The following is a 23,867-nucleotide window of genomic DNA, read 5'->3' as shown; positions in this document are numbered from 1 at the left end:
CCATTCGATCGACCGCGCCGTTACGCGCGTCCGTCGCGCAGTTCGCGCCGCAGGATCTTGCCGACGTTCGTTTTCGGCAGCTCCGTACGGAACTCGACCAGCTTCGGCCGCTTGTAGCCAGTGAGCCGCTCCTTGCAGTAGGCGAGGATGTCCTTGTCGGTGAGCGCCGGGTCCTTCTTCACGACGAACAGCTTCACGGCTTCGCCGGAATGCTCGTCGGGCACGCCGACGGCCGCCACCTCGAACACGCCCGGATGCGACGCCACCACGTCCTCGACTTCGTTCGGATACACGTTGAAGCCCGATACGAGAATCATGTCCTTCTTCCGGTCGACGATCTTCACGTAACCTCGCGCATCCATCACGCCGACGTCGCCCGTCTTGAAGAAGCCGTCCGCGAACATGACCTTTGCGGTCTCGTCCGGCCGGTTCCAGTAGCCGGCCATCACCTGCGGCCCGCGGATGCAGATCTCGCCGGGTTCACCGAGCGCGACGTCGTTGCCCGCATCGTCGCGAATCGCCACTTCGGTCGACGGCAGCGGCAAGCCGATCGTGCCGCTGTATTCGGTCGCCGTCACGGGGTTGCAGGTCGCCACCGGCGACGTTTCGGACAGCCCGTATCCTTCGATGATCGCGGTATGGGTCTTTTCATACCAGCGTTTCGCGACGCCCTCCTGGATCGCCATGCCGCCGCCGTTGGCGATCACGAGCTTCGACAGGTCGAGCTGATTGAATTCGGGGTGGTTCAGCAGTGCGTTGTACAACGTGTTGACCGCCGGGATCGTCGAGATCTGGTAGCCCTTCAGCTCCTTGATCATGCCGGCGATGTCGCGCGGGTTCGGGATCAGGATGCCCATGCCCCCGGTACGCATCGTCAGGAAACCGCAGACGGTCAACGCGAACACGTGATACAGCGGCAGCGCGACGACCGTCACGAACTGTTTCACCTCCGGGAACTTCTCATGCGCCGGATGGTGCCAGGCGCCCGCCTGCAGCACGTTCGACACGATGTTCCGGTGCAGCAGCGTCGCCCCCTTCGCCACGCCCGTCGTACCGCCCGTGTATTGCAGGAACGCGACGTCATCGGGGCCGATCTTCTGCGCCTTGAATGCCTGCCGCGCGCCCTCGGACAGCGCGGCCTTGAAGCGCGTGAACGACGGCAGTTGCCAGGCGGGCACCATCTTCTTCACGTTGCGCACGACGTAGTTGACGAGCCATCCCTTGATGCCCAGCAAATCGCCCATCGATGCGACGACGACGTGCTTGACGCTCGTATTCGCGATGACAGCCTGCAGCGTCGACGCGAAATTCTCGAGGATGACGATCGCCTCCGCGCCGCTGTCTTTCAGCTGATGTTCGAGCTCGCGCGGCGTATAGAGCGGATTGACGTTGACGACGGTGTAGCCCGCGCGCAGTACCGCGGCGATCGCCACGGGATACTGCAGCACGTTCGGCATCATGATCGCAACGCGCGCCCCACGCGCAAGCCCACGCGATTGCAGCCAGGCGCCGAACTGGCGCGACAGCTTGTCGAGTTCGCCGTACGTGATGCCCTTGCCCATGCAGACGAACGCCGTGCGGTCGCGGTACTGCCGGAAGCTTTCGTCGAGCAGGTCTGGAACAGAGGGATAAGGAGACGCGTCAATTTCGGCTGGAACGCCGGGTGGGTACGATTTCAGCCAAATTTTGTCCATACTGCGCGTCTCCTCACAGATTTTCGAATGGTCGTGCTAAAACGCATCGTAACGGCTCGCCCGTCTCGAGACAACAGGGTTAGATGTCCACTTCGAACTTCCGTGGAAATTCGTCCGATCATACGGTGATATCCGATCAAATGCGTTCAACTTCCACAAGGCAATCGTAAAACGTCGCCGAATTGCCAAGATCGGTGAGCGCCTGGCTCGTCACCTCGTTTGCGTTCCTGCCGTCCGGTGACAGCTTCTTCCACCAGATCGACAGCCCGACGACGAGCCCTGCACGTGCGCGATCGGTAATTCTCGCGAGCGCCTGCATCGATCCGCGGTCGTTGAAGATGCGAACGAGGTCGCCTTCCGCGATGCCCCGTGCGTCGGCGTCTGACGGGTGAATGTCGAGATGCGGCTCGCCTTCGGTATGACGCAGGCTGTCGACATTCACGAACGTGCTGTTCAGGAAGTGGCGGGCCGGCGGCGAAATCATCGCGAGCGGATAGCGCGCGGCGAGCTCCGGCGCAGCCTCGGCCGATTCGAACGGCGGCAGGTAGTCGGGCACCGGGTCCAAGCCCATCTGCTCGAGCCGCGGGCTATAGAACTCGCACTTGCCGGACGGCGTACGGAAACCGCCGTTCGCGAACGGCGCCTCCGGAAGCTTGAGCTTCAGCCAGCCGGCATGCTTCAGCGTGTCCCAGTCGCTGTCGAGCGCCGGATCGTCCCAGCGGAGCGCCGCGCGCGCGACCTCTTCGTCGCTGTGATAGAGCGCGGGCTCGTCGAGCCCCATGCTGCGCGCGATACCGCGGAAGATCTCCGTATTCGGCCGCGCGTCTCCCACCGGAGGAATCGACGGCAAGTTCGCCATCACGTAGGTGTGGCCGTACGATTTGTGGATGTCCAGATGCTCGAGCTGCGTGGTTGCCGGCAATACAATGTCGGCAAAATCGACGGTATCTGTCTTGAAATGCTCGAGAACGACCGTGAACAGGTCGTCACGCGCGAACCCCGCGGCGACTTTCGAAGAATCCGGCGCAACGGCCACCGGATTCGAGTTGTACACGATCACCGCTTCGACCTTCGGCCCGAAGGTTGCATCGCCCGGGTGCAAGAGCGCGTCGCCGATCGCGTTCATGTTGATGATGCGCGGCAGCTTGTGCGGCCAACCCGGCATCAAGTCCGGGCGCAGCAGCGCCGCCTGGTTGACCGGTGCGGATTCCGACGACGAGAGCAACAGCCCGCCGGCCCGATCCCGCCATGCTCCCGTCAGCGCCGGCAGACTTGCGATCGCGCGTACGGCGTTACCACCGCCGCGAACACGCTGCATGCCGTAGTTGAGGCGGATCGATGCCTTGCGGGTAGCGCCGTAACGACGCGCAAGGTCGATCAGTTCCGACGCGTCGATACCGCAGATCTGCGCGACGCGTTCCGGCGGATAGGATATTGCCCGTTCCTTGAGTGCGTCGAAGCCGAGCGTATGGCTGGCGATGTAGTCGTGATCGAGCAGGTCTTCAGTGATCAGCACGTGCATCATGCCGAGTGCGAACGCGCCATCGGTACCTGGTTTCAACGCGATATGCTGATGACACTTCTCGGCTGTCAGCGAACGGTACGGATCGATGGCGACAAGACGAGCGCCTCGGCGCTTCGCTTCCTGCGCACGCGTCCAGAAGTGCAGGCTCGACGCGATCGGGTTCGCTCCCCAAATCAGAATCAGCTCGCTTTCCTCGAAATGCTCGAGGTGCATGCCGAGACTGCCACCATAGGTGTACCGCAACCCCGCTGCACCGGCCGCCGCGCAGATCGTGCGCTCGAGCCGCGAGGCGCCGAGCTTGTGGAAGAACCGCTGGGCGATGCCCTCCCCTTGCACGAGCCCCATCGTCCCCGCATAGCTGTACGGCACGATCGCTTCCGGTGCGCGCGCCGCGATTTCACCGAGACGACGGCCGATCTCATCGAACGCCTCGTCCCAGCTGATCGGTACGAAACGCCCTTCCCCTTTGGCGCCGATCCGCTTGAGCGGTACGGTGAGACGGTCGGGGTGATGAACGCGATCGGCGTATCGGCTGACTTTCGTGCACAGCACGCCTTGTGTCGGCGGATGGTCGGGATCGCCCGTGACCTTGATCGCCTTGCCGTTTTCGACAGTCACACGCATTGCACACGTGTCCGGACAATCATGCGGGCAGACGGCCCGGGCTACCTGAATGGCGGCGTTCATCGTTTCGAGTGCAGAGATGGGGATTCGCAAATTTTACGTGGACACGCTGAATAAAGCGTTCATTTCATACGGATTCTGCGGTATCTGACTGAAAAGCGATTGATGGAAGCGGTGGAGCTTCGATTGTTCGGTACGTCTTCTGCGGAGAGAGACTTGCATGGCCAACCCGACATTCGTTGTCGACGATGGAAAGCAGATCGCGCATGACGTCGCCAATCGATACGCGGAGCGGAAGGAATTACAGCTTTGATCGAAGATACGATCAGTAGACCAAGAAATCGCGAATGATATTGGCCATTTCGGAACACTGGGAGTTGCGATTGGTTGTACTTGGGAGGAGTGATGTGGAAACTCCAGCCAGGCCGCCCATCCCGATCTCCCGCGTATTTCCGTCGCCGAAATGCAAAAACCCCCGCCTTTCGGGCGGGGGTTTCTGGCTTAGGGAGCCTGACGATTACCTACTTTCACACGGGAATCCGCACTATCATCGGCGTAGAGTCGTTTCACGGTCCTGTTCGGGATGGGAAGGGGTGGGACCGACTCGCTATGGTCATCAGGCAAAGAGGGTTGTTGCGCTGCTTCGCAGCACAACCAATCTTGGAAGAAGCAGTAATTTAGGTTGTGTGTATCACACACGAGAATCCAACTTGTCGCTCTGGATCTTGCGGCCGGTGCTGTCGCACGGCGCCGATCTACAAGGCAGACTTGTTATAGGATCAAGCCTTACGGGCAATTAGTATCAGTTAGCTGAACGCATTACTGCGCTTACACACCTGACCTATCAACGTCCTGGTCTCGAACGACCCTTCAAGGGGATCTAGTCCCCAGGGATATCTCATCTTAAGGCGAGTTTCCCGCTTAGATGCTTTCAGCGGTTATCTCTTCCGAACATAGCTACCCGGCGATGCCACTGGCGTGACAACCGGTACACCAGAGGTTCGTCCACTCCGGTCCTCTCGTACTAGGAGCAGCCCCCTTCAAATATCCAACGCCCACGGCAGATAGGGACCAAACTGTCTCACGACGTTTTAAACCCAGCTCACGTACCTCTTTAAATGGCGAACAGCCATACCCTTGGGACCGGCTACAGCCCCAGGATGAGATGAGCCGACATCGAGGTGCCAAACACCGCCGTCGATATGAACTCTTGGGCGGTATCAGCCTGTTATCCCCAGAGTACCTTTTATCCGTTGAGCGATGGCCCTTCCATACAGAACCACCGGATCACTATGACCTGCTTTCGCACCTGCTCGACTTGTCGGTCTCGCAGTTAAGCACGCTTATGCCATTGCACTATCAGCACGATTTCCGACCGTACCTAGCGTACCTTCGTACTCCTCCGTTACGCTTTGGGAGGAGACCGCCCCAGTCAAACTGCCTACCATGCACTGTCCCCGACCCGGATCACGGGCCAAGGTTAGAACCTCAAACAAACCAGGGTGGTATTTCAAGGACGGCTCCACCGAAACTAGCGTTCCGGTTTCATAGCCTCCCACCTATCCTACACAGATCGGTTCAAAGTCCAATGCAAAGCTACAGTAAAGGTTCATGGGGTCTTTCCGTCTAGCCGCGGGTAGATTGCATCATCACAAACACTTCAACTTCGCTGAGTCTCGGGAGGAGACAGTGTGGCCATCGTTACGCCATTCGTGCAGGTCGGAACTTACCCGACAAGGAATTTCGCTACCTTAGGACCGTTATAGTTACGGCCGCCGTTTACCGGGACTTCAATCAAGAGCTTGCACCCCATCATTTAATCTTCCGGCACCGGGCAGGCGTCACACCCTATACGTCCACTTTCGTGTTTGCAGAGTGCTGTGTTTTTATTAAACAGTCGCAGCCACCAGTTTATTGCAACCCCTTCACCCTTTGCCCGCAGGGGCATCAAGCTACAAGGGCGTACCTTATCCCGAAGTTACGGTACCAATTTGCCGAGTTCCTTCTCCCGAGTTCTCTCAAGCGCCTTAGAATACTCATCTCGCCCACCTGTGTCGGTTTGCGGTACGGTCATCGTTAGACTGAAGCTTAGAGGCTTTTCTTGGAACCACTTCCAATTGCTTCGCTCCCTAAGGAGCTCGCGCCACACCCTTGAATTACGCACCCGGATTTGCCTAAGTGCCTTCTCCAATGCAGCGACCGGGACTTCCAACACCCGGACAACCTTCCGCGATCCGTCCCCCCATCGCATCTAACAATGGTGCAGGAATATTGACCTGCTTCCCATCAGCTACGCATTTCTGCCTCGCCTTAGGGGCCGACTCACCCTACGCCGATGAACGTTGCGTAGGAAACCTTGGGCTTACGGCGAGGGGGCCTTTCACCCCCTTTATCGCTACTCATGTCAGCATTCGCACTTCTGATACCTCCAGCATCCCTTCCGAGACACCTTCGCAGGCTTACAGAACGCTCTCCTACCATGCGTGCAAAGCACGCATCCGCAGCTTCGGTATATAGCTTAGCCCCGTTACATCTTCCGCGCAGGACGACTCGATCAGTGAGCTATTACGCTTTCTTTAAAGGGTGGCTGCTTCTAAGCCAACCTCCTGACTGTTTTAGCCTTCCCACTTCGTTTCCCACTTAGCTATATTTGGGGACCTTAGCTGGCGGTCTGGGTTGTTTCCCTCTTGACACCGGACGTTAGCACCCGATGTCTGTCTCCCGTGATTGCACTCTTCGGTATTCGGAGTTTGCTATGGCGGGGTAATCTGCAATAGACCCCCCAACCATGACAGTGCTCTACCCCCGAAGGTGAGACACGAGGCACTACCTAAATAGTTTTCGGAGAGAACCAGCTATTTCCAAGTTTGTTTAGCCTTTCACCCCTATCCACAGCTCATCCCCTAACTTTTCAACGTTAGTGGGTTCGGACCTCCAGTACGTGTTACCGCACCTTCATCCTGGCCATGGATAGATCACTTGGTTTCGGGTCTACGCCCAGCAACTGAACGCCCTATTCGGACTCGCTTTCGCTACGCCTGCCCTATACGGTTAAGCTTGCTACTGAACGTAAGTCGCTGACCCATTATACAAAAGGTACGCCGTCACCCCTTACGAGGCTCCGACTGTTTGTATGCATGCGGTTTCAGGATCTATTTCACTCCCCTCCCGGGGTTCTTTTCGCCTTTCCCTCACGGTACTGGTTCACTATCGGTCGATCACGAGTATTTAGCCTTGGAGGATGGTCCCCCCATCTTCAGACAGGATTTCACGTGTCCCGCCCTACTTGTCGTACACTTAGTTCTTTCATACTGTTTTCGCCTACGGGGCTATCACCCGCTATGGCCGCACTTTCCAGAGCGTTCGGCTAACAATACAAATAAAGAGTACAAGGCTCATCCCATTTCGCTCGCCACTACTTTGGGAATCTCGGTTGATTTCTTTTCCTGCGGTTACTTAGATGTTTCAGTTCACCGCGTTCGCTTCGCATGGCCTATGTATTCAGCCATGGATACTCCAAAAGGAGTGGGTTTCCCCATTCGGACATCTACGGATCAAAGCTTGTTTGCCAGCTCCCCGTAGCTTTTCGCAGGCTACCGCGTCCTTCATCGCCTGTGATCGCCAAGGCATCCACCACATGCACTTGTTCGCTTGACCCTATAACGAGTCTGTCTCATGTCGGTCATCGTTAGCGCTTTAGCGCTTACGAGGACCCCATCCCCGAGGGGACGACAGTCGCTACAGGTTGAGTTCTCGCGTTGTGCCGTATTCCAATTGAGTCAAACATAGAGTTCGAATCATCTTGAGATACATCGATACAATCACAACCCGGATAGTTTTCACGTCCATCTCAAGACGCTTCCGCTATCCAAATTACTTACTTCTTCCAGATTGTTAAAGAACGACAGCCGATATGGTGTTACTCATATCACTCTGACTGGCTCAATCGCCAATGCAAAATTCTCGGTTCATCGTATGAACCAAGCCCTTAGCGTTGGTGATTGGTGGAGGCAGACGGGATCGAACCGACGACCCCCTGCTTGCAAAGCAGGTGCTCTCCCAGCTGAGCTATGCCCCCATGTACAGAATATCCTCAGGTGTTAGCCGGTCGGCTTGAGGTACTCGTAAGCGCTAAAGCGCTAACGATCACCGACACGTCAGACAATGGTGGGTCTGGTTGGATTCGAACCAACGACCCCCGCCTTATCAAGACGGTGCTCTAACCGACTGAGCTACAGACCCCTGAGTCTGTCTTTAATTTACAGCCGATAAGCGTGAGCGCTCAATTTTGCGAGAAGCTCTGGAAAGGAGGTGATCCAGCCGCACCTTCCGATACGGCTACCTTGTTACGACTTCACCCCAGTCATGAATCCTACCGTGGTGACCGTCCTCCTTGCGGTTAGACTAGCCACTTCTGGTAAAACCCACTCCCATGGTGTGACGGGCGGTGTGTACAAGACCCGGGAACGTATTCACCGCGGCATGCTGATCCGCGATTACTAGCGATTCCAGCTTCATGCACTCGAGTTGCAGAGTGCAATCCGGACTACGATCGGTTTTCTGGGATTAGCTCCCCCTCGCGGGTTGGCAACCCTCTGTTCCGACCATTGTATGACGTGTGAAGCCCTACCCATAAGGGCCATGAGGACTTGACGTCATCCCCACCTTCCTCCGGTTTGTCACCGGCAGTCTCCTTAGAGTGCTCTTGCGTAGCAACTAAGGACAAGGGTTGCGCTCGTTGCGGGACTTAACCCAACATCTCACGACACGAGCTGACGACAGCCATGCAGCACCTGTGCGCCGGTTCTCTTTCGAGCACTCCCACCTCTCAGCAGGATTCCGACCATGTCAAGGGTAGGTAAGGTTTTTCGCGTTGCATCGAATTAATCCACATCATCCACCGCTTGTGCGGGTCCCCGTCAATTCCTTTGAGTTTTAATCTTGCGACCGTACTCCCCAGGCGGTCAACTTCACGCGTTAGCTACGTTACTAAGGAAATGAATCCCCAACAACTAGTTGACATCGTTTAGGGCGTGGACTACCAGGGTATCTAATCCTGTTTGCTCCCCACGCTTTCGTGCATGAGCGTCAGTATTGGCCCAGGGGGCTGCCTTCGCCATCGGTATTCCTCCACATCTCTACGCATTTCACTGCTACACGTGGAATTCTACCCCCCTCTGCCATACTCTAGCCTGCCAGTCACCAATGCAGTTCCCAGGTTGAGCCCGGGGATTTCACATCGGTCTTAGCAAACCGCCTGCGCACGCTTTACGCCCAGTAATTCCGATTAACGCTCGCACCCTACGTATTACCGCGGCTGCTGGCACGTAGTTAGCCGGTGCTTATTCTTCCGGTACCGTCATCCCCCGGCTGTATTAGAGCCAAGGATTTCTTTCCGGACAAAAGTGCTTTACAACCCGAAGGCCTTCTTCACACACGCGGCATTGCTGGATCAGGCTTTCGCCCATTGTCCAAAATTCCCCACTGCTGCCTCCCGTAGGAGTCTGGGCCGTGTCTCAGTCCCAGTGTGGCTGGTCGTCCTCTCAGACCAGCTACTGATCGTCGCCTTGGTAGGCCTTTACCCCACCAACTAGCTAATCAGCCATCGGCCAACCCTATAGCGCGAGGCCCGAAGGTCCCCCGCTTTCATCCGTAGATCGTATGCGGTATTAATCCGGCTTTCGCCGGGCTATCCCCCACTACAGGACATGTTCCGATGTATTACTCACCCGTTCGCCACTCGCCACCAGGTGCAAGCACCCGTGCTGCCGTTCGACTTGCATGTGTAAGGCATGCCGCCAGCGTTCAATCTGAGCCAGGATCAAACTCTTCAGTTTAAACCTGTTACTGTTTTCGGTTCAGTTAAGAACCGGTCGCTCACTCAAAGCTGACAGGAATATGAATCACTTCATAAACCTGACTTACTTTAGTGTGAGACTCTTGATACTTTCGCTATCTGATCCGAAGATCAGCTCGCTGCCATCAAGCGCCCACACTTATCGGCTGTTAATTTTTAAAGAACATTTCTGCGAGAAACTTCGTGTTTCTCAGCAGCACTGCGTTTTCAGCAGCAGAGAAGCGAGATTATGAACCGTGTTTCGCAGCTCGTCAACAACTTTTTGAACTACTTCGTTGCGACTGCGGGGCTCAACTTCCTGCACCACCGAGGCCCGTACCACTTGCCCCAACAGCACCGCTTCCCTTCTCTCCCGCGCCGTGTTTCCGTTAGCGCGAAAGAGGCGTGATTCTAAGCACCCGCCCTCATCTGCGCAAGCCCCTTTGTGAAAATATTTTGAAAAAACCCCCGTGCGCTCACGCGCACGGGGGCTTCGGGCTCGACGGGCAAGGCTGTCACACCGACAACCGATACCGACCTGGCACTAGCCGCCTACCCAGGGCAGTGCAATCAGCGGTGCTTGAACACCGGCTTCCGCTTTTCGACGAATGCCGCCATCCCCTCCTTCTGGTCTTCGGTCGCGAACAGCGAATGGAACAGCCGACGCTCGAAGTGGACGCCCTCGGCCAGCGTCGTCTCGTACGCACGGTTCACCGACTCCTTGACCATCATGACCGCCGGCAGAGAAAACTCGGCGATCGTCGCCGCGGCGGCAATCGCCTCGTCGAGCAGCGTATCGGCCGGCAGCACGCGCGACACGAGGCCCGCGCGCTCCGCTTCGGCAGCATCCATGAAGCGGGCCGTCAGGCACATGTCCATCGCCTTCGCCTTCGACACCGCGCGCGGCAAACGCTGCGTGCCGCCCGCACCCGGCATGACGCCCAGCTTGATTTCCGGCTGGCCGAACTTGGCCGTGTCCGCCGCGAAGATGATGTCGCACATCATGGCCAGCTCGCAGCCGCCGCCCAGCGCAAAGCCCGACACCGCTGCAATGATCGGCTTGCGGATTTCGCGAACCGTCTCCCAGTTGCGCGTGATGTAGTCGCCCCGATAGACATCCATATAGGAATAGGTCGCCATCATTCCGATGTCCGCGCCGGCCGCAAATGCCTTCTCGCTCCCGGTCACGACGATCGCGCCGATGCCATCGTCCGCATCGAACGCCTTCAGTGCGTCACCCAGCTCATCCATCAGCGCATCGTTCAGCGCATTCAGCGCCTTCGGACGGTTCAGCGTAACCAGCCCGACACGCCCCCGGGTCTCCACCAGGATGTTCTCGTAAGCCATCTATTTCTCCTCGATCAATGAAATGAGAAACGCCTCGCACATGCGAATAGTTTGATGCTACCATTCTCCGACCAACCGGTCGGTTAATTAATCGATCCAACCCCTCTCACCGTCCATCAGGCTGCCGCCATGACCCATGCACTGTTCACGAAGCACGAAGACACGCTGAAGCACGCACTCGCCGCCATCGAGAGCCGCGGGTACTGGAGCCCGTTCGCCGAAATGCCGAGCCCCAAAGTGTACGGGGAAAGCGCGAACGCAGATGGCGAGGCCGCGTTCAAGTCGCACCTCGACAAGACGTTCGCGCTCGACCAGCCGGCGTCTGGAGAAACGGTCGGCGCAGAGCGGTCGCCGTACGGCATTGCACTGGGCATCCGGTACCCGAAGTCGACGCCCGACGAACTGATCGCCGCCGCTGCTGCCGCGCAACGCTCATGGCGCGAAGCCGGCCCGAGCGCCTGGATCGGCGTCAGCCTCGAAATCCTCGCGCGCCTGAATCGTGCGAGCTTCGAGATCGCCTACAGCGTTATGCACACCACGGGGCAGGCATTCATGATGGCGTTCCAGGCCGGCGGCCCGCACGCGCAAGATCGCGCGCTCGAGGCAGTTGCCTATGCGTGGGACGAACTGCGCCGCATCCCGGCCGATGCGCACTGGGAAAAGCCGCAAGGCAAGAACCCGCCCCTCGCGATGCACAAGCGCTACACGATCGTCCCCCGCGGCACCGGGCTCGTCCTCGGCTGCTGCACGTTCCCGACCTGGAACGGCTATCCCGGCCTGTTCGCCGATCTGGCAACCGGCAACACCGTGATCGTCAAACCGCATCCGGGCGCGATCCTGCCCCTCGCAATCACCGTCCGGATCGCTCGTGACGTGCTGCGCGACGCCGGTTTCGATCCGAACGTCATTACGCTCCTCGCCACCGAACCCAACGACGGCGCGCTCGTTCAGGATCTCGCGCTGCGCCCCGAGATCAAGCTGATCGACTTCACCGGCAGCACGCAAAACGGCACGTGGCTCGAACGCCATGCCCACCAGGCACAGGTCTATACCGAGAAGGCCGGCGTCAACCAGATCGTGATCGACTCGACCGACGACCTGAAGGCCGCCGCCAAGAACATCGCGTTCTCGCTGGCGCTGTACTCCGGCCAGATGTGCACGGCACCGCAGAACATCTACGTGCCGCGCGACGGCATCCGGACGGCGGACGGCCATGCGAGCTTCGACGAAGTCGCACAGGCTGTCGCCGTTGCCGTACAAAAACTCACCGGCGACCCGGCACGCTCAGTCGAACTGATCGGCGCAATCCAGAACGAAGGCGTGGCCGCACGCATCGACGACGCCCGCCAGCTCGGCCGTGTGCTCGCGGACAGCCTTACCCTCCAGCACCCCGCGTTCCCCGATGCCCGCGTGCGCACGCCGCTCGTGCTGCAGCTCGACGTGGCCGATCGCGAGAAATTCACGCAGGAGTGGTTTGGCCCGATCTCGTTCGTGATCGCGACCGACTCGACCGCGCAGTCGCTCGATCTCGCCGGTGAAATCGCCGCGGAACATGGTGCGCTGACGCTCTCCGTCTACAGTACCGACGATGCCATCGTCGACGCCGCACACGACGCGGCGGTGCGCGGTGGCGTCGCGCTGTCGATCAACCTGACGGGCGGCGTATTCGTGAACCAGTCGGCAGCGTTCTCGGATTTCCACGGCACGGGCGCGAACCCGGCAGCCAACGCGGCGCTGGCCGACCCGGCATTCGTCGCCAACCGGTTTCGCGTGGTGCAAAGCCGCGTCCATGTTGCGCCGAAAGCGGCACCCGCGGAAGCCGGCCAACCTGCATAACCCGAATGGTCGACGTGCAAACGCAGCCACGTTCTCTACCATGAACGAATCCGCCACCCGGCGGGTTCGTTGTTCATCGATACGCCCATGACAGACGCCTATATCTGCGACGCGATTCGCACCCCCATCGGCCGCTACGGCGGCGCCCTGAAAGATGTCCGCGCCGACGACCTCGGCGCGGTACCGCTCAAGGCGCTCATCGAGCGCAACCGCGACGTCGACTGGACGGCGATCGACGACGTGATCTACGGCTGCGCGAACCAGGCCGGCGAGGACAACCGCAACGTCGCACGCATGTCGGCGCTGCTCGCGGGCCTGCCGACCGACGTGCCCGGCACGACGCTGAACCGCCTGTGCGGCTCCGGGATGGACGCGGTCGGCACTGCTGCGCGCGCAATCAAGGCGGGTGAGGCGCGCCTGATGATCGCGGGCGGCGTCGAGAGCATGACGCGCGCGCCGTTCGTGATGGGCAAGGCCACAAGCGCGTTCGCGCGCCAGGCCGACATCTACGATACGACGATCGGCTGGCGCTTCATCAATCCGCTGATGAAACAGCTGTACGGCGTCGATTCGATGCCGGAGACGGCCGAGAACGTCGCGGTCGACTACGACATCAGCCGCGCCGACCAGGACCTGTTCGCGCTGCGCAGCCAGCAAAAGGCCGCGCGCGCCCAGCAGGACGGCACGCTCGCCGACGAAATCGTCGCCGTCACGATTCCGCAGAAGAAAGGCGATCCGGTGGTCGTGTCGCGCGACGAGCATCCGCGCGAAACGTCGCTCGAAGCGCTCTCGAAGCTGAAAGGCGTCGTGCGCCCGGACGGCTCGGTGACCGCCGGCAATGCATCCGGCGTCAACGACGGTGCATGCGCACTGCTGCTCGCCAATGCACAGGCAGCCGACCAGTACGGCCTGCGCCGCCGCGCACGCGTCATCGGCATGGCGACAGCCGGCGTCGCGCCGCGCGTGATGGGCATCGGCCCGGCGCCGGCCACGCAGAAACTGCTGCGCCAGCTCGGCATGACCATCGACCAATTCGACGTGATCGAGCTGAACGAGGCGTTTGCGTCGCAAGGTCTCGCGGTCCTGCGCATGCTCGGTGTCGCCGACGACGATCCGCGCGTGAATCCGAACGGCGGCGCGATCGCACTGGGCCATCCGCTCGGCGCATCGGGCGCCCGGCTCGTGACCACGGCGCTCCACCAACTCGAGCGTACGGGCGGCCGCTTTGCGCTCTGTACGATGTGCATCGGCGTCGGCCAGGGTATCGCGCTCGCGATCGAACGCGTGTAAGCAACGCACCGCGCGCCTATAACGAAGTCATGAAGGAGACACTGCATGTCCTATCAGGCGATTCAGCTGGATATCGATCACGCGTCGAACGTGGCCACGATTACCCTCAACCGCCCCGACAAGCTGAACAGCTTTACGCGGGCAATGCATCGCGAGCTGCAGTCGGCACTCGATGATGTCGAGGCGGCCGGCGCGCGCGCGCTGATCCTGACAGGCGCGGGGCGCGGCTTCTGCGCGGGGCAGGATCTGGCCGATCTCGACTTCACGCCGGGCGCGTCCACCGACCTCGGCTCCCTGATCGACGAGCACTTCAATCCGCTGATCCGCCGCCTGCAGCGTCTGCCGATTCCGGTAATCGCCGCCGTCAACGGCACAGCCGCCGGCGCCGGCGCGAACCTCGCGCTCGCATGCGATCTCGTGTTCGCCGCCCGCTCGAGCAGTTTCATCCAGGCCTTCGTCAAGATCGGGCTCGTACCCGATTCGGGCGGCACATGGTTCCTGCCGCAACGCGTCGGCATGGCGCGCGCGCTGGGGCTCGCGCTGACCGGCGACAAGCTCGGCGCCGAACAGGCAGAGCAATGGGGCTTGATCTGGCGAGCGGTCGACGACGACGCACTCGCTGCGTCAGTCCGTCAGCTCGCCACCCAGCTCGCGCAGCAGCCGACGCTCGCGATCGCATCGATCAAGCAATCGATGCGCGACAGCGTCACGAATACCCTCGACCAGCAACTCGACCAGGAACGCGACCTGCAGCACAAGCTCGGCCAGTCGCACGACTATGCGGAAGGCGTGAAGGCATTCATCGAGAAGCGCGCACCGCGCTTCGAGGGGCGTTGACATGACCAACGCCACTGCCACGCTAGACCCCGATTCGCTCGCCCGTGCCACCGCGCGGGCCATGTACGACGCCGACGCATGCAGCCGTGCGTTCGGGATGGAAATCGCCGAAGTGCGCGCCGGCTACGCGCGCCTGCAAATGCGCGTGCGGCCCGAATTCCTGAACGGGCATCAAACCTGCCATGGCGGGATCATCTTCACGCTGGCCGATTCGACGTTCGCGTTCGCGTGCAACTCGTACAACGTGAACGCAGTCGCGGCCGGCTGCTCGATCGAATTCCTGCGCCCCGTGCACGGCGACGACGTGCTGACGGCCGAGGCGATCGAACAGGCGCGCGCCGGCCGCCAAGGCATCTACGACATCCGCGTCACGAACCAGACCGGCGAAACCGTCGCGATGTTTCGCGGCAAATCCGCCCAGATCAAGGGCACGGTCATCCCGGAAGACCGCTGACGTCGACGGCTCGCACATAACAAACACTGGAGACATGCATGACTACCCCGCTACCGCTCGAGCCGATCGAGACCGCCTCACGCGACGAGCTGACCGCGCTGCAGCTCGAACGCCTCAAGTGGTCGCTCCGGCATGCGTATGATCACTCCCCCGTCTATCGTCGCAAATTCGACGACGCGGGCGTCCATCCCGACGACCTGAAGACGCTCGCCGACCTGTCGCGCTTCCCGTTCACGACGAAGAGCGACCTGCGCGACAGTTACCCGTTCGGGATGTTCGCGGTGCCGCAGGACCAGATCTCGCGCATTCATGCGTCGTCGGGCACGACCGGCAAGCCGACGGTCGTCGGCTATACGGCCGGCGACATCGACACATGGGCGAATCTCGTCGCGCGCTCGATCCGCGCCGCCGGCGCGCGCCGCGGCGACAAGGTGCACGTCAGCTACGGCTACGGCTTGTTCACGGGCGGGCTCGGCGCGCACTACGGTGCCGAGCGCGCGGGGTTGACCGTGATCCCGTTCGGCGGCGGCCAGACCGAAAAGCAGGTGCAGCTGATCCAGGATTTCCGGCCCGACATCATCATGGTGACGCCGAGCTACATGCTGTCGATCGCCGACGAAATCGAGCGCCAGGGTCTCGATCCCGTGCAGAGTTCGCTGCGCATCGGCATCTTCGGCGCGGAACCCTGGACCAACGACATGCGTGTCGCGATCGAGCAGCGGATGGGCATCGACGCGGTCGACATTTACGGCCTGTCCGAAGTGATGGGCCCCGGCGTCGCGTCCGAATGCGTCGAGACGAAGGACGGCCCGACCATCTGGGAAGACCACTTCTATCCGGAAATCATCGATCCTGAAACCGGCGAAGTGCTTCCGGATGGCGAACTCGGCGAGCTCGTGTTCACGTCGCTGACGAAGGAGGCACTGCCGATCGTCCGCTACCGGACCCGCGACCTCACGCGGCTGTTGCCCGGCACTGCCCGCACGATGCGCCGGATGGAGAAGATCACGGGGCGTTCGGACGACATGATGATCGTGCGCGGCGTCAACGTGTTCCCGACGCAAATCGAGGAGCAGCTGCTCAAGCAGCGCGCGCTCGCTCCGCACTATCAGATCGTACTGACGAAGGAAGGCCCGCTCGACGTGCTGACGCTCAATGTCGAGCCCTGTCCGGAGACTGCGCCCGATACCGCGGCGATCCATGCGGCAAAACAGGCGCTCGCGTACGACATCAAGTCACTGATCGGCGTGACGGCCGTGATCAACGTGCTGCCCGTGAACGGAATCGAGCGTTCGGTCGGCAAGGCACGACGCGTCGTCGACAAGCGCAAGGGCTGACGGCAATCGCTGCCCGTGCATGACGCGCGGTGAATCCGCCGCCGCAAATGAAACAGCCCGATCGGCCAACGCCGATCGGGCTGTTTCATTCCGGGACGCCGTTGGGGCACCCGTCGGCGCGACAGGCGCATCACGAAAACCGACACCGCACTGGCGCCCTCGCGATCAGAGCGACGCACCCCACGCACGCCGTCGCGCCCACGAATACCGCGCCTGATGCATCGGCGGCGATCCGGGCAGCCCGTACCGCCTCAAGTCACGAATTCGGGAACAGCAGCCACATCCGGCCGACCTGCTTCATCCGACCGGCCTGATCGCCTGCGTCGTCGCCGAGCCCCCAGAAATAGTCGGCCCGCACGCCGCCCTTGATCGCGGACCCCGTATCCTGCGCGAACACGAGCCGGTTCATCGGCGTATTCGACAGCGGGCGCGTGGTCTGCAGGAATACGGGGGTGCCGAGCGGGATCGACGACGGGTCGACGGCGATCGAGCGCTCCGGCGTCAGCGGCACGCCCAGCGCGCCGATCGGGCCGTCCGCGCCGCCGTGCGGCGCATCTTCCTTGGTCGGCATGTCGCGGAAGAACACGAACCGCGGGTTCGTGTCGAGCAGCGCGTCGACGCGGTTCGGGTTCGCCTTCGCCCACGCCTTGATGCCCTGCATCGTCGCCTGAGCGGGTGTCAGTTCGCCGCGGTCGAGCAGCCACTTGCCGATCGAGCGGTACGGCTGGTTGTTGGTGCCGCCGAAGCCGACCCGCATCACCGAACCATCGTCGAGCAGCACGCGCCCCGAGCCCTGCACCTGCAGGAAGAACGCTTCGATCGGGTCATCGACCCACACGAGTTCATTGCCGTTCAGGATGCCCGCGCGTTCGAGCTGCGCGCGTACCGGCAACGCAGCGCCCGCGCGATAACCGGCCGGCCAGCGGTAGAGCGCGTACTGATACGGGCCGCGGCGCACACGCGAACCATGCAGCAGCGGCTCGTAATAGCCGGTCACCAGCCCGTCGAGCGTACCGTCGGTGTTCGCGAGCTGGAACGGCGTGAAATACGTTTCGAAGAACGCACGTGCACTGCTGACGTCAAGCTCGTCGAGCCGGTCGGCAGCCGCACAAGCACGTTGCCAGGCTGGCTGGCGAGCGAGCCGCACGCAGTTCTGCCGCAGCGCGGCCGTCGCGCCGATCAGCGAATCGTCCTGCCAGCCCGGCACCTGCTGCCATGCCACCGGCGTGAGCCGCTTCGCGGCGACCTGCCCAGGCACGATCGCCGCACCGGTCGGCGGCTTCAGCGACGACGTCCGCGTCGGTGCGCTGCCGCACGCGGCAAGCAGCGCCGCAGCAGCAGCCGCTGCCGCCCACCCGGCCAACCGGGGCCCAAACCACATACAATGTCCGTTCTTGATGGAAACCGCCATGTCAGATTTTCTCGACCAATATCCGATGCTCATCTTCGCGCTCGAAGCCTTCGTAGCGCTTGCCCTGCTGATCTTCATCGTCGTGTGGACGTCGTCGGGCAGAAAAAAGCACGCCCGCGGCAACAACGACCGCCAGCCGCGCTGACGCGCTTCGCACGCTCAATGCAGCGTGCGCGGCATGTGCAGTGCAAACTCGTCGACCGGCGCCTCGAAACGCTCGCCGTCTTCCGCCACGCAGAAGTACGCGCCCCGCATCGTGCCGACCGGCGTCGCGATCACGGCCCAGCTCGTGTATTCGAAGTGCTCGCCCGGCTGCAGCAGCGGCTGGTGCCCGACGACGCCGAGCCCCTTCACTTCCTGCACGTGGTTCTCGCTGTCCGTGATGATCCAGTGACGCGCGATCAGCTGCGCCGCGACCTGTCCCGTGTTGCGGATCGTCAGCGTGTACGCGAATGCGTATTGACGGCGATCGGGGTCGGATTGTTCCGGCAAGTAGCTGGTTTTCACCGAAACGGTGAACTGATACTGACTCATGGTGTTTCCGCTGGAAGATGACTGTCCGTGCCGGCATGGGCAACGGGGCCGCGGGCGCGCCGCATTGGTTCGGCATTCTATGCGCAATCGGGCCTCGGCCGCACGGCCCGCCGCCGCGCACCGGGTCGCCGGACGGTAGAATGGCGGTTTTGCGCCGCAACGTCCCCGCTCCCCTGCCATGACCCAATTCCGTATCGCTCCCAGCATCCTGTCGGCCGATTTCGCGCGGCTCGGCGAAGAAGTCCGCAACGTCGTCGCCGCCGGCGCCGACTGGATCCACTTCGACGTGATGGACAACCATTATGTGCCGAACCTGACCATCGGCCCGCTCGTGTGCGAAGCGATCCGCCCGCACGTGCAGGTGCCGATCGACGTGCACCTGATGGTGCGCCCGGTCGACCGGATCGTGCCCGATTTTGCGAAGGCCGGTGCAAACCTGATCAGCTTCCACCCGGAAGGCTCCGATCACATCGACCGCACGCTGTCGCTGATCCGTGACCACGGCTGCAAGGCCGGCCTCGTGTTCAATCCGGCCACGCCGCTGAACTACCTCGACCACGTGATGGATCGCCTCGACTTCGTGCTGCTGATGTCGGTCAACCCGGGCTTCGGCGGCCAGTCGTTCATTCCGGAAACGCTGAACAAGCTGCGCGAAGCACGCGCACGCATCGACGCGTACACCGAGCGCACCGGCCGGGAGATCCTGCTCGAAGTCGACGGCGGCGTGAAGACCGACAACATCGCGGAAATCGCGGCGGCAGGCGCCGACACGTTTGTCGCAGGCTCGGCGATCTTCGGCAAGCCCGACTACCGCAAGGTGATCGACGAGATGCGCGCCGCGCTCGCCACCGTCGAACGGAGCTGACGCCATGACCGAATCGTCGCTCGCCGGGCACGCACCGGCCGGGGCTGCAACGAACAACGCCCCGATCCGCTTCGCCGCGCCGCGCATCGACGCGGCGCTGATCGATCTCGACGGCACGATGGTCGACACGGCCGACGATTTCACGGCCGGCCTGAACGGGATGCTTGCTCAGCTCGACGCGCCGGCCACGTCGCGCGCCGAGGTGATCGGCTACATCGGCAAGGGCTCCGAACACCTGATCCAGAGCGTGCTGAAGCCGCGCTTCACGGTCGATGAAGCGCATGCACGCTTCGACGATGCGGTGGCGATCTACCAGACCGAATACGCGAAGATCAACGGCCGCAACACGCGCCTCTATCCGGACGTGGCGGCCGGTCTCGACGCGCTGCGCGCGGCCGGCATCCGGCTTGCGTGCGTGACGAACAAGCCGCATCGCTTCGCGGTCGAACTGCTCGAGCAATACGGGTTGGCCGATCGCTTCGGCATCGTGCTCGGCGGCGACAGCGTCGCGCGCAAGAAACCCGATCCGCTGCCGATGCTGACGGCCTGCAACGCGCTCGGCGTCGCACCGGACGCGGCGGTCGCGATCGGCGACTCGGAAAACGATGCGCTGGCAGGCCGCGCGGCCGGGATGGCGACGCTGACAGTGCCGTACGGCTACAACCACGGCAAAGCTATACAAACGATAAATTCGGATGGTATAGTCGATTCGTTGCTGGTCGCAGCTCGCGCAATCACCGCGCACAACACCGGCCGGCCAACCATCTGATTATTTCTTCCATCTGCATGTTTCTGAATAAAAAACGGAGTCTGAGCAGCATCGACCGGGGAGCCTGGCCCTGGCGTCGCTGGTCGCGCTAACCTCTTCGATGAGGTACGCTGAAGCACGTCTTCAGCGCCGTTTTTTATCTCGCTGCGCATCCGCGCGCCGATCGTCGCACCACCTCGAGTTCCACCGTGTCCGAACGCTTGCGTTCAGGATCGGCCGCAGGCTCGCGACGTTCACGCCCGGAGTGCCGGCCGGCAACAGGCACTTCTCGATCGACCGCCCTTTCGCCGACGGCAACCCGCGCAGCGTCAAGTGATCCCTGGCGCACGCGCCGCTCGTCCCGAACAGGACCGGAACATGACCGAACTCGAATTCCAATCGCTCGCGAACGAAGGCTACAACCGCATCCCGCTGATCGCGGAAGCCCTCGCCGATCTCGAAACGCCGCTGTCCCTCTACCTGAAGCTGGCCCAGCCCGAACGCTCGGGCGCCAACTCGTTTCTGCTCGAATCGGTGGTCGGCGGCGAACGTTTCGGCCGCTATTCGTTCATCGGCCTGCCTGCCCGCACGCTCGTGCGCACCCGCAACGGCGTGTCGGAAGTCGTGCGCGACGGCCAGGTCGTCGAAACGCACGACGGCGACCCGTTCCAGTTCATCGAATCGTTCCAGGCGCGCTTCAAGGTCGCGCAGCGCCCGGGCCTGCCGCGCTTCTGCGGTGGTCTCGCCGGCTACTTCGGCTACGACGCGGTGCGCTACATCGAGAAGAAGCTCGCGAACACCGCGCCGCACGACGATCTCGGCCTGCCCGACATCCAGTTGCTGCTGACCGAGGAAGTCGCGGTCATCGACAACCTCGCCGGCAAGCTGTACCTGATCATCTACGCGGACCCGAGCCAGGCCGAAGCCTACACGAAGGCGAAACAGCGCCTGCGCGAACTGAAGCAGCGCCTGCGCACGACCGTGCAGCCGCCCGTCACGTCGGCGAGCGTGCGTACCGAAACGTTCCGCGAGTTCAAGAAGGACGACTATCTGGCCGCCGTGCGCCAGGCGAAGGAATACATCGCGGCCGGCGAGCTGATGCAGATCCAGGTCGGCCAGCGCCTGACGAAACCGTACCGCGACAATCCGCTGTCGCTGTATCGCGCACTGCGTTCGCTGAACCCGTCGCCGTACATGTATTACTACAACTTCGGCGATTTCCACGTGGTCGGCGCGTCGCCGGAAATCCTCGTGCGCCAGGAAAAGCGCGGCGAAGACCAGATCGTCACGATCCGACCGCTCGCCGGCACGCGCCCGCGCGGCAACACGCCCGAGCGCGACGCGGAACTCGCGACCGAGCTGCTCAACGATCCGAAGGAGATCGCCGAGCACGTGATGCTGATCGACCTCGCGCGCAACGACGTGGGCCGCATCGCGGAGATCGGCTCGGTGCAGGTGACCGACAAGATGGTCATCGAGAAATATTCGCACGTGCAGCACATCGTCAGCTCGGTCGAAGGCAAGCTGAAGCCCGGCATGACGAACTACGACGTGCTGCGCGCGACGTTCCCGGCCGGCACGCTGTCCGGCGCGCCGAAGGTACGTGCGATGGAACTGATCGACGAGCTCGAGCCGGTCAAGCGCGGGCTGTACGGCGGCGCCGTCGGCTACCTGTCGTTCTCGGGCGAGATGGATCTCGCGATCGCGATCCGTACCGGCCTGATCCACAACGGCAACCTGTATGTGCAAGCGGCGGCCGGCGTCGTCGCGGATTCGGTGCCCGAATCCGAATGGCAAGAGACCGAGAACAAGGCGCGCGCGGTGCTGCGTGCGGCCGAACAGGTCCAGGACGGCCTCGATAGCGACTTCTGACCGGAGACTGACCATGCTGCTCATGATCGACAACTACGACTCGTTTACCTACAACCTGGTCCAGTACTTCGGTGAACTCGGCGAGGACGTGCGAACCTACCGCAACGACGAAATCACGCTCGACGAGATCGCGCAACTGAACCCCGACGCGATCTGCCTGTCGCCCGGCCCGAGCAATCCGCAGCACGCAGGCATCACGCTCGACGTGCTGCGCGAATTCACGGGCAAGAAGCCGATCCTCGGCGTCTGCCTCGGCCATCAGGCGATCGGCGAGGCATTCGGCGGCCGCGTCGTGCGCGCGAAGACCATCATGCACGGCAAGGTGAGCAAGATCGAAACCGACTGCCGCGGCGTGTTCGCCGACCTGCCGAAGCACTTCGAAGTCACGCGCTATCACTCGCTCGCGATCGAGCGCGAATCGCTGCCCGATTGCCTCGAGGTGTCCGCCTGGACCGACGACGGCGAAATCATGGGCGTGCGCCACAAGACGCTGCCGATCGAAGGCGTGCAGTTCCACCCGGAATCGATCCTGTCCGAGCATGGGCATGCGCTGCTCGAGAATTTCCTGAAACAGGCACGCGCCGCAACCGCGCAAGCCGCCTGACGGGAGCCTCACGATGACGATTACCCCGCAGGAAGCGCTGCAGCGCACGATCGAACACCGCGAGATCTTCCACGACGAGATGCTGCACCTGATGCGGCTCATCATGCGCGGCGACATGTCGCCCGTGATGGCGGCCGCGATCATCACCGGCCTGCGCGTGAAGAAGGAGACGATCGGCGAGATCGCCGCCGCCGCGACCGTGATGCGCGAATTCGCCAACCACGTCGAAGTGCAGGACAACTCGAACTTCGTCGATATCGTCGGCACCGGCGGCGACGGCTCGCACACGTTCAACATCTCGACCGCATCGATGTTCGTCACGGCCGCGGCCGGCGCGAAAGTCGCGAAGCATGGCAACCGCGGCGTATCGAGCAAGTCCGGCAGCGCCGACGTGCTCGAGGCGCTCGGCGTGAACATCGACCTGCAGTCCGACCAGGTGGCCGCGTCGATCGCCGAAACGGGCATGGGCTTCATGTTCGCGCCGAACCATCACCCGGCGATGAAGAACATCGCGGCCGTGCGCCGCGAGCTCGGCGTGCGCACGATCTTCAACATCCTCGGCCCGCTGACCAATCCGGCCGGCGCGCCGAACCAGTTGATGGGCGTATTCCACCCCGACCTCGTCGGCATCCAGGTGCGCGTGATGCAGCGTCTCGGCGCGCAGCACGTGCTCGTCGTGTACGGCAAGGACGGGATGGACGAGGTATCGCTCGGCGCGGCGACGCTCGTCGGCGAGTTGCGCGACGGCAAGGTGCACGAATACGAGATCCATCCGGAAGATTTCGGCCTGCAGATGGTGTCGAACCGCACGCTGAAGGTGGAAAATGCCGACGAATCGCGCACGATGCTGCTCGGCGCGCTGGACAACCAGCCGGGCGTCGCGCGCGAGATCGTCACGCTGAACGCGGGCACCGCGCTTTACGCGGCGAACGTCGCCGAATCGATCGCGGACGGCATCCAGCTCGCCCGCGAAGCGATCTCGAGCGGCAAGGCCCGCGCGAAGGTCGATGAACTCGTGCGCTTCACGCAGCAGTTCAAGCGCTGACTCCCCTT

General features: G+C 62.0%; 15 protein-coding genes, 2 tRNA genes and 3 rRNA genes. 10 read left to right on the top strand and 10 right to left on the bottom strand.

From position 1 onward, the window contains the following. Positions 1 to 20: 20 nt before the first annotated feature. The 8 genes from ACPTTF_RS02535 to ACPTTF_RS02500 form a co-directional block, all read right to left on the bottom strand. Positions 21 to 1,694 carry a long-chain fatty acid--CoA ligase gene (locus ACPTTF_RS02535; protein ID WP_166964989.1) on the bottom strand — a complete coding sequence of 558 codons (1,674 nt, stop codon included), beginning with the start codon at positions 1,692 to 1,694 and terminating at the stop codon, positions 21 to 23. A 136-nt stretch (positions 1,695 to 1,830) separates the two neighbouring features. Continuing rightward, complete coding sequence (locus ACPTTF_RS02530) at positions 1,831 to 3,906, bottom strand: molybdopterin-containing oxidoreductase family protein (protein WP_423370174.1); 2,076 nt, start codon at positions 3,904 to 3,906, stop codon at positions 1,831 to 1,833. A 445-nt stretch (positions 3,907 to 4,351) separates the two neighbouring features. Continuing rightward, positions 4,352 to 4,464, bottom strand: a 5S ribosomal RNA gene (gene rrf / locus ACPTTF_RS02525). A gap of 154 nt (positions 4,465 to 4,618) precedes the next feature. Then, positions 4,619 to 7,500: ribosomal RNA gene (locus ACPTTF_RS02520) — 23S ribosomal RNA — on the bottom strand. 345 nt (positions 7,501 to 7,845) lie between these two features. Continuing rightward, positions 7,846 to 7,921: transfer RNA gene (locus ACPTTF_RS02515), tRNA-Ala, on the bottom strand. A gap of 87 nt (positions 7,922 to 8,008) precedes the next feature. Then, positions 8,009 to 8,085, bottom strand: a tRNA-Ile gene (locus ACPTTF_RS02510). Positions 8,086 to 8,147: 62 nt separating this feature from the next. Further along, positions 8,148 to 9,680 (bottom strand): 16S ribosomal RNA (locus tag ACPTTF_RS02505). Together the 16S, 23S and 5S rRNA genes with 2 tRNA genes alongside form the textbook arrangement of a ribosomal RNA operon. A gap of 569 nt (positions 9,681 to 10,249) precedes the next feature. Then, the gene (locus ACPTTF_RS02500) at positions 10,250 to 11,026 is read right to left on the bottom strand and encodes an enoyl-CoA hydratase (RefSeq protein ID WP_059688475.1); all 777 of its coding nucleotides are present in this window, start codon (positions 11,024 to 11,026) and stop codon (positions 10,250 to 10,252) included. A gap of 129 nt (positions 11,027 to 11,155) precedes the next feature. Between ACPTTF_RS02500 and paaN the strand changes: the two genes are divergently transcribed. From paaN to paaK, 5 genes are all read left to right on the top strand, one after another. After that, positions 11,156 to 12,862, top strand: a complete 1,707-nt coding sequence (gene paaN, locus ACPTTF_RS02495) for a phenylacetic acid degradation protein PaaN (RefSeq protein ID WP_423370173.1) — start codon at positions 11,156 to 11,158, stop codon at positions 12,860 to 12,862. An 87-nt stretch (positions 12,863 to 12,949) separates the two neighbouring features. After that, a complete protein-coding gene (gene pcaF, locus ACPTTF_RS02490; RefSeq protein ID WP_423370172.1) occupies positions 12,950 to 14,152 on the top strand; it encodes a 3-oxoadipyl-CoA thiolase in 1,203 nt (400 codons plus the stop codon). A gap of 45 nt (positions 14,153 to 14,197) precedes the next feature. Further along, positions 14,198 to 14,989, top strand: coding sequence for a 2-(1,2-epoxy-1,2-dihydrophenyl)acetyl-CoA isomerase PaaG (gene paaG / locus ACPTTF_RS02485; protein ID WP_423370171.1), 792 nt, complete (start codon positions 14,198 to 14,200; stop codon positions 14,987 to 14,989). Between the two features lies 1 nt (position 14,990). Next, positions 14,991 to 15,443 (top strand): hydroxyphenylacetyl-CoA thioesterase PaaI, encoded by a 453-nt coding sequence (gene paaI, locus ACPTTF_RS02480; protein ID WP_166965490.1) that lies wholly within the window; start codon positions 14,991 to 14,993, stop codon positions 15,441 to 15,443. A 38-nt stretch (positions 15,444 to 15,481) separates the two neighbouring features. Then, positions 15,482 to 16,780 (top strand): phenylacetate--CoA ligase PaaK, encoded by a 1,299-nt coding sequence (paaK, locus tag ACPTTF_RS02475; protein WP_175031927.1) that lies wholly within the window; start codon positions 15,482 to 15,484, stop codon positions 16,778 to 16,780. Positions 16,781 to 17,036: 256 nt separating this feature from the next. On the opposite strand, the gene ACPTTF_RS02470 is transcribed toward paaK, so the two are convergent. Both ACPTTF_RS02470 and apaG read right to left on the bottom strand, forming a co-directional pair. Further along, on the bottom strand, positions 17,037 to 18,269 hold the full coding sequence (locus ACPTTF_RS02470; protein ID WP_166965494.1) for a murein transglycosylase A: 1,233 nt from the start codon (positions 18,267 to 18,269) through the stop codon (positions 17,037 to 17,039). 81 nt (positions 18,270 to 18,350) lie between these two features. Next, positions 18,351 to 18,725: a Co2+/Mg2+ efflux protein ApaG gene (gene apaG / locus ACPTTF_RS02465; RefSeq protein WP_011350820.1), complete on the bottom strand. Its 375-nt coding sequence runs from the start codon at positions 18,723 to 18,725 to the stop codon at positions 18,351 to 18,353. Between the two features lie 178 nt (positions 18,726 to 18,903). On the opposite strand from apaG, the gene rpe reads away from it, so the two are divergent. From rpe to trpD, 5 genes are all read left to right on the top strand, one after another. Further along, positions 18,904 to 19,590, top strand: coding sequence for a ribulose-phosphate 3-epimerase (rpe, locus tag ACPTTF_RS02460; RefSeq protein WP_011883156.1), 687 nt, complete (start codon positions 18,904 to 18,906; stop codon positions 19,588 to 19,590). A gap of 4 nt (positions 19,591 to 19,594) precedes the next feature. After that, a complete protein-coding gene (locus tag ACPTTF_RS02455) occupies positions 19,595 to 20,359 on the top strand; it encodes a phosphoglycolate phosphatase (protein ID WP_423370170.1) in 765 nt (254 codons plus the stop codon). A gap of 357 nt (positions 20,360 to 20,716) precedes the next feature. Continuing rightward, positions 20,717 to 22,210, top strand: a complete 1,494-nt coding sequence (trpE, locus tag ACPTTF_RS02450) for an anthranilate synthase component I (protein ID WP_423370169.1) — start codon at positions 20,717 to 20,719, stop codon at positions 22,208 to 22,210. 13 nt (positions 22,211 to 22,223) lie between these two features. Then, positions 22,224 to 22,814 (top strand): aminodeoxychorismate/anthranilate synthase component II, encoded by a 591-nt coding sequence (locus tag ACPTTF_RS02445; protein WP_166965499.1) that lies wholly within the window; start codon positions 22,224 to 22,226, stop codon positions 22,812 to 22,814. A 13-nt stretch (positions 22,815 to 22,827) separates the two neighbouring features. Then, positions 22,828 to 23,859, top strand: coding sequence for an anthranilate phosphoribosyltransferase (trpD, locus tag ACPTTF_RS02440; protein WP_166965500.1), 1,032 nt, complete (start codon positions 22,828 to 22,830; stop codon positions 23,857 to 23,859). The last annotated feature ends 8 nt before the right edge of the window (positions 23,860 to 23,867 follow it).

It is taken from the genome of Burkholderia crassaminum (assembly GCF_964265005.1).
In the GTDB taxonomy this organism is placed as follows: Bacteria; Pseudomonadota; Gammaproteobacteria; order Burkholderiales; family Burkholderiaceae; genus Burkholderia.
The sequence above is the reverse complement of the archived record's forward strand: the minus strand, read 5'-3'. Positions and strand labels throughout refer to the sequence as shown.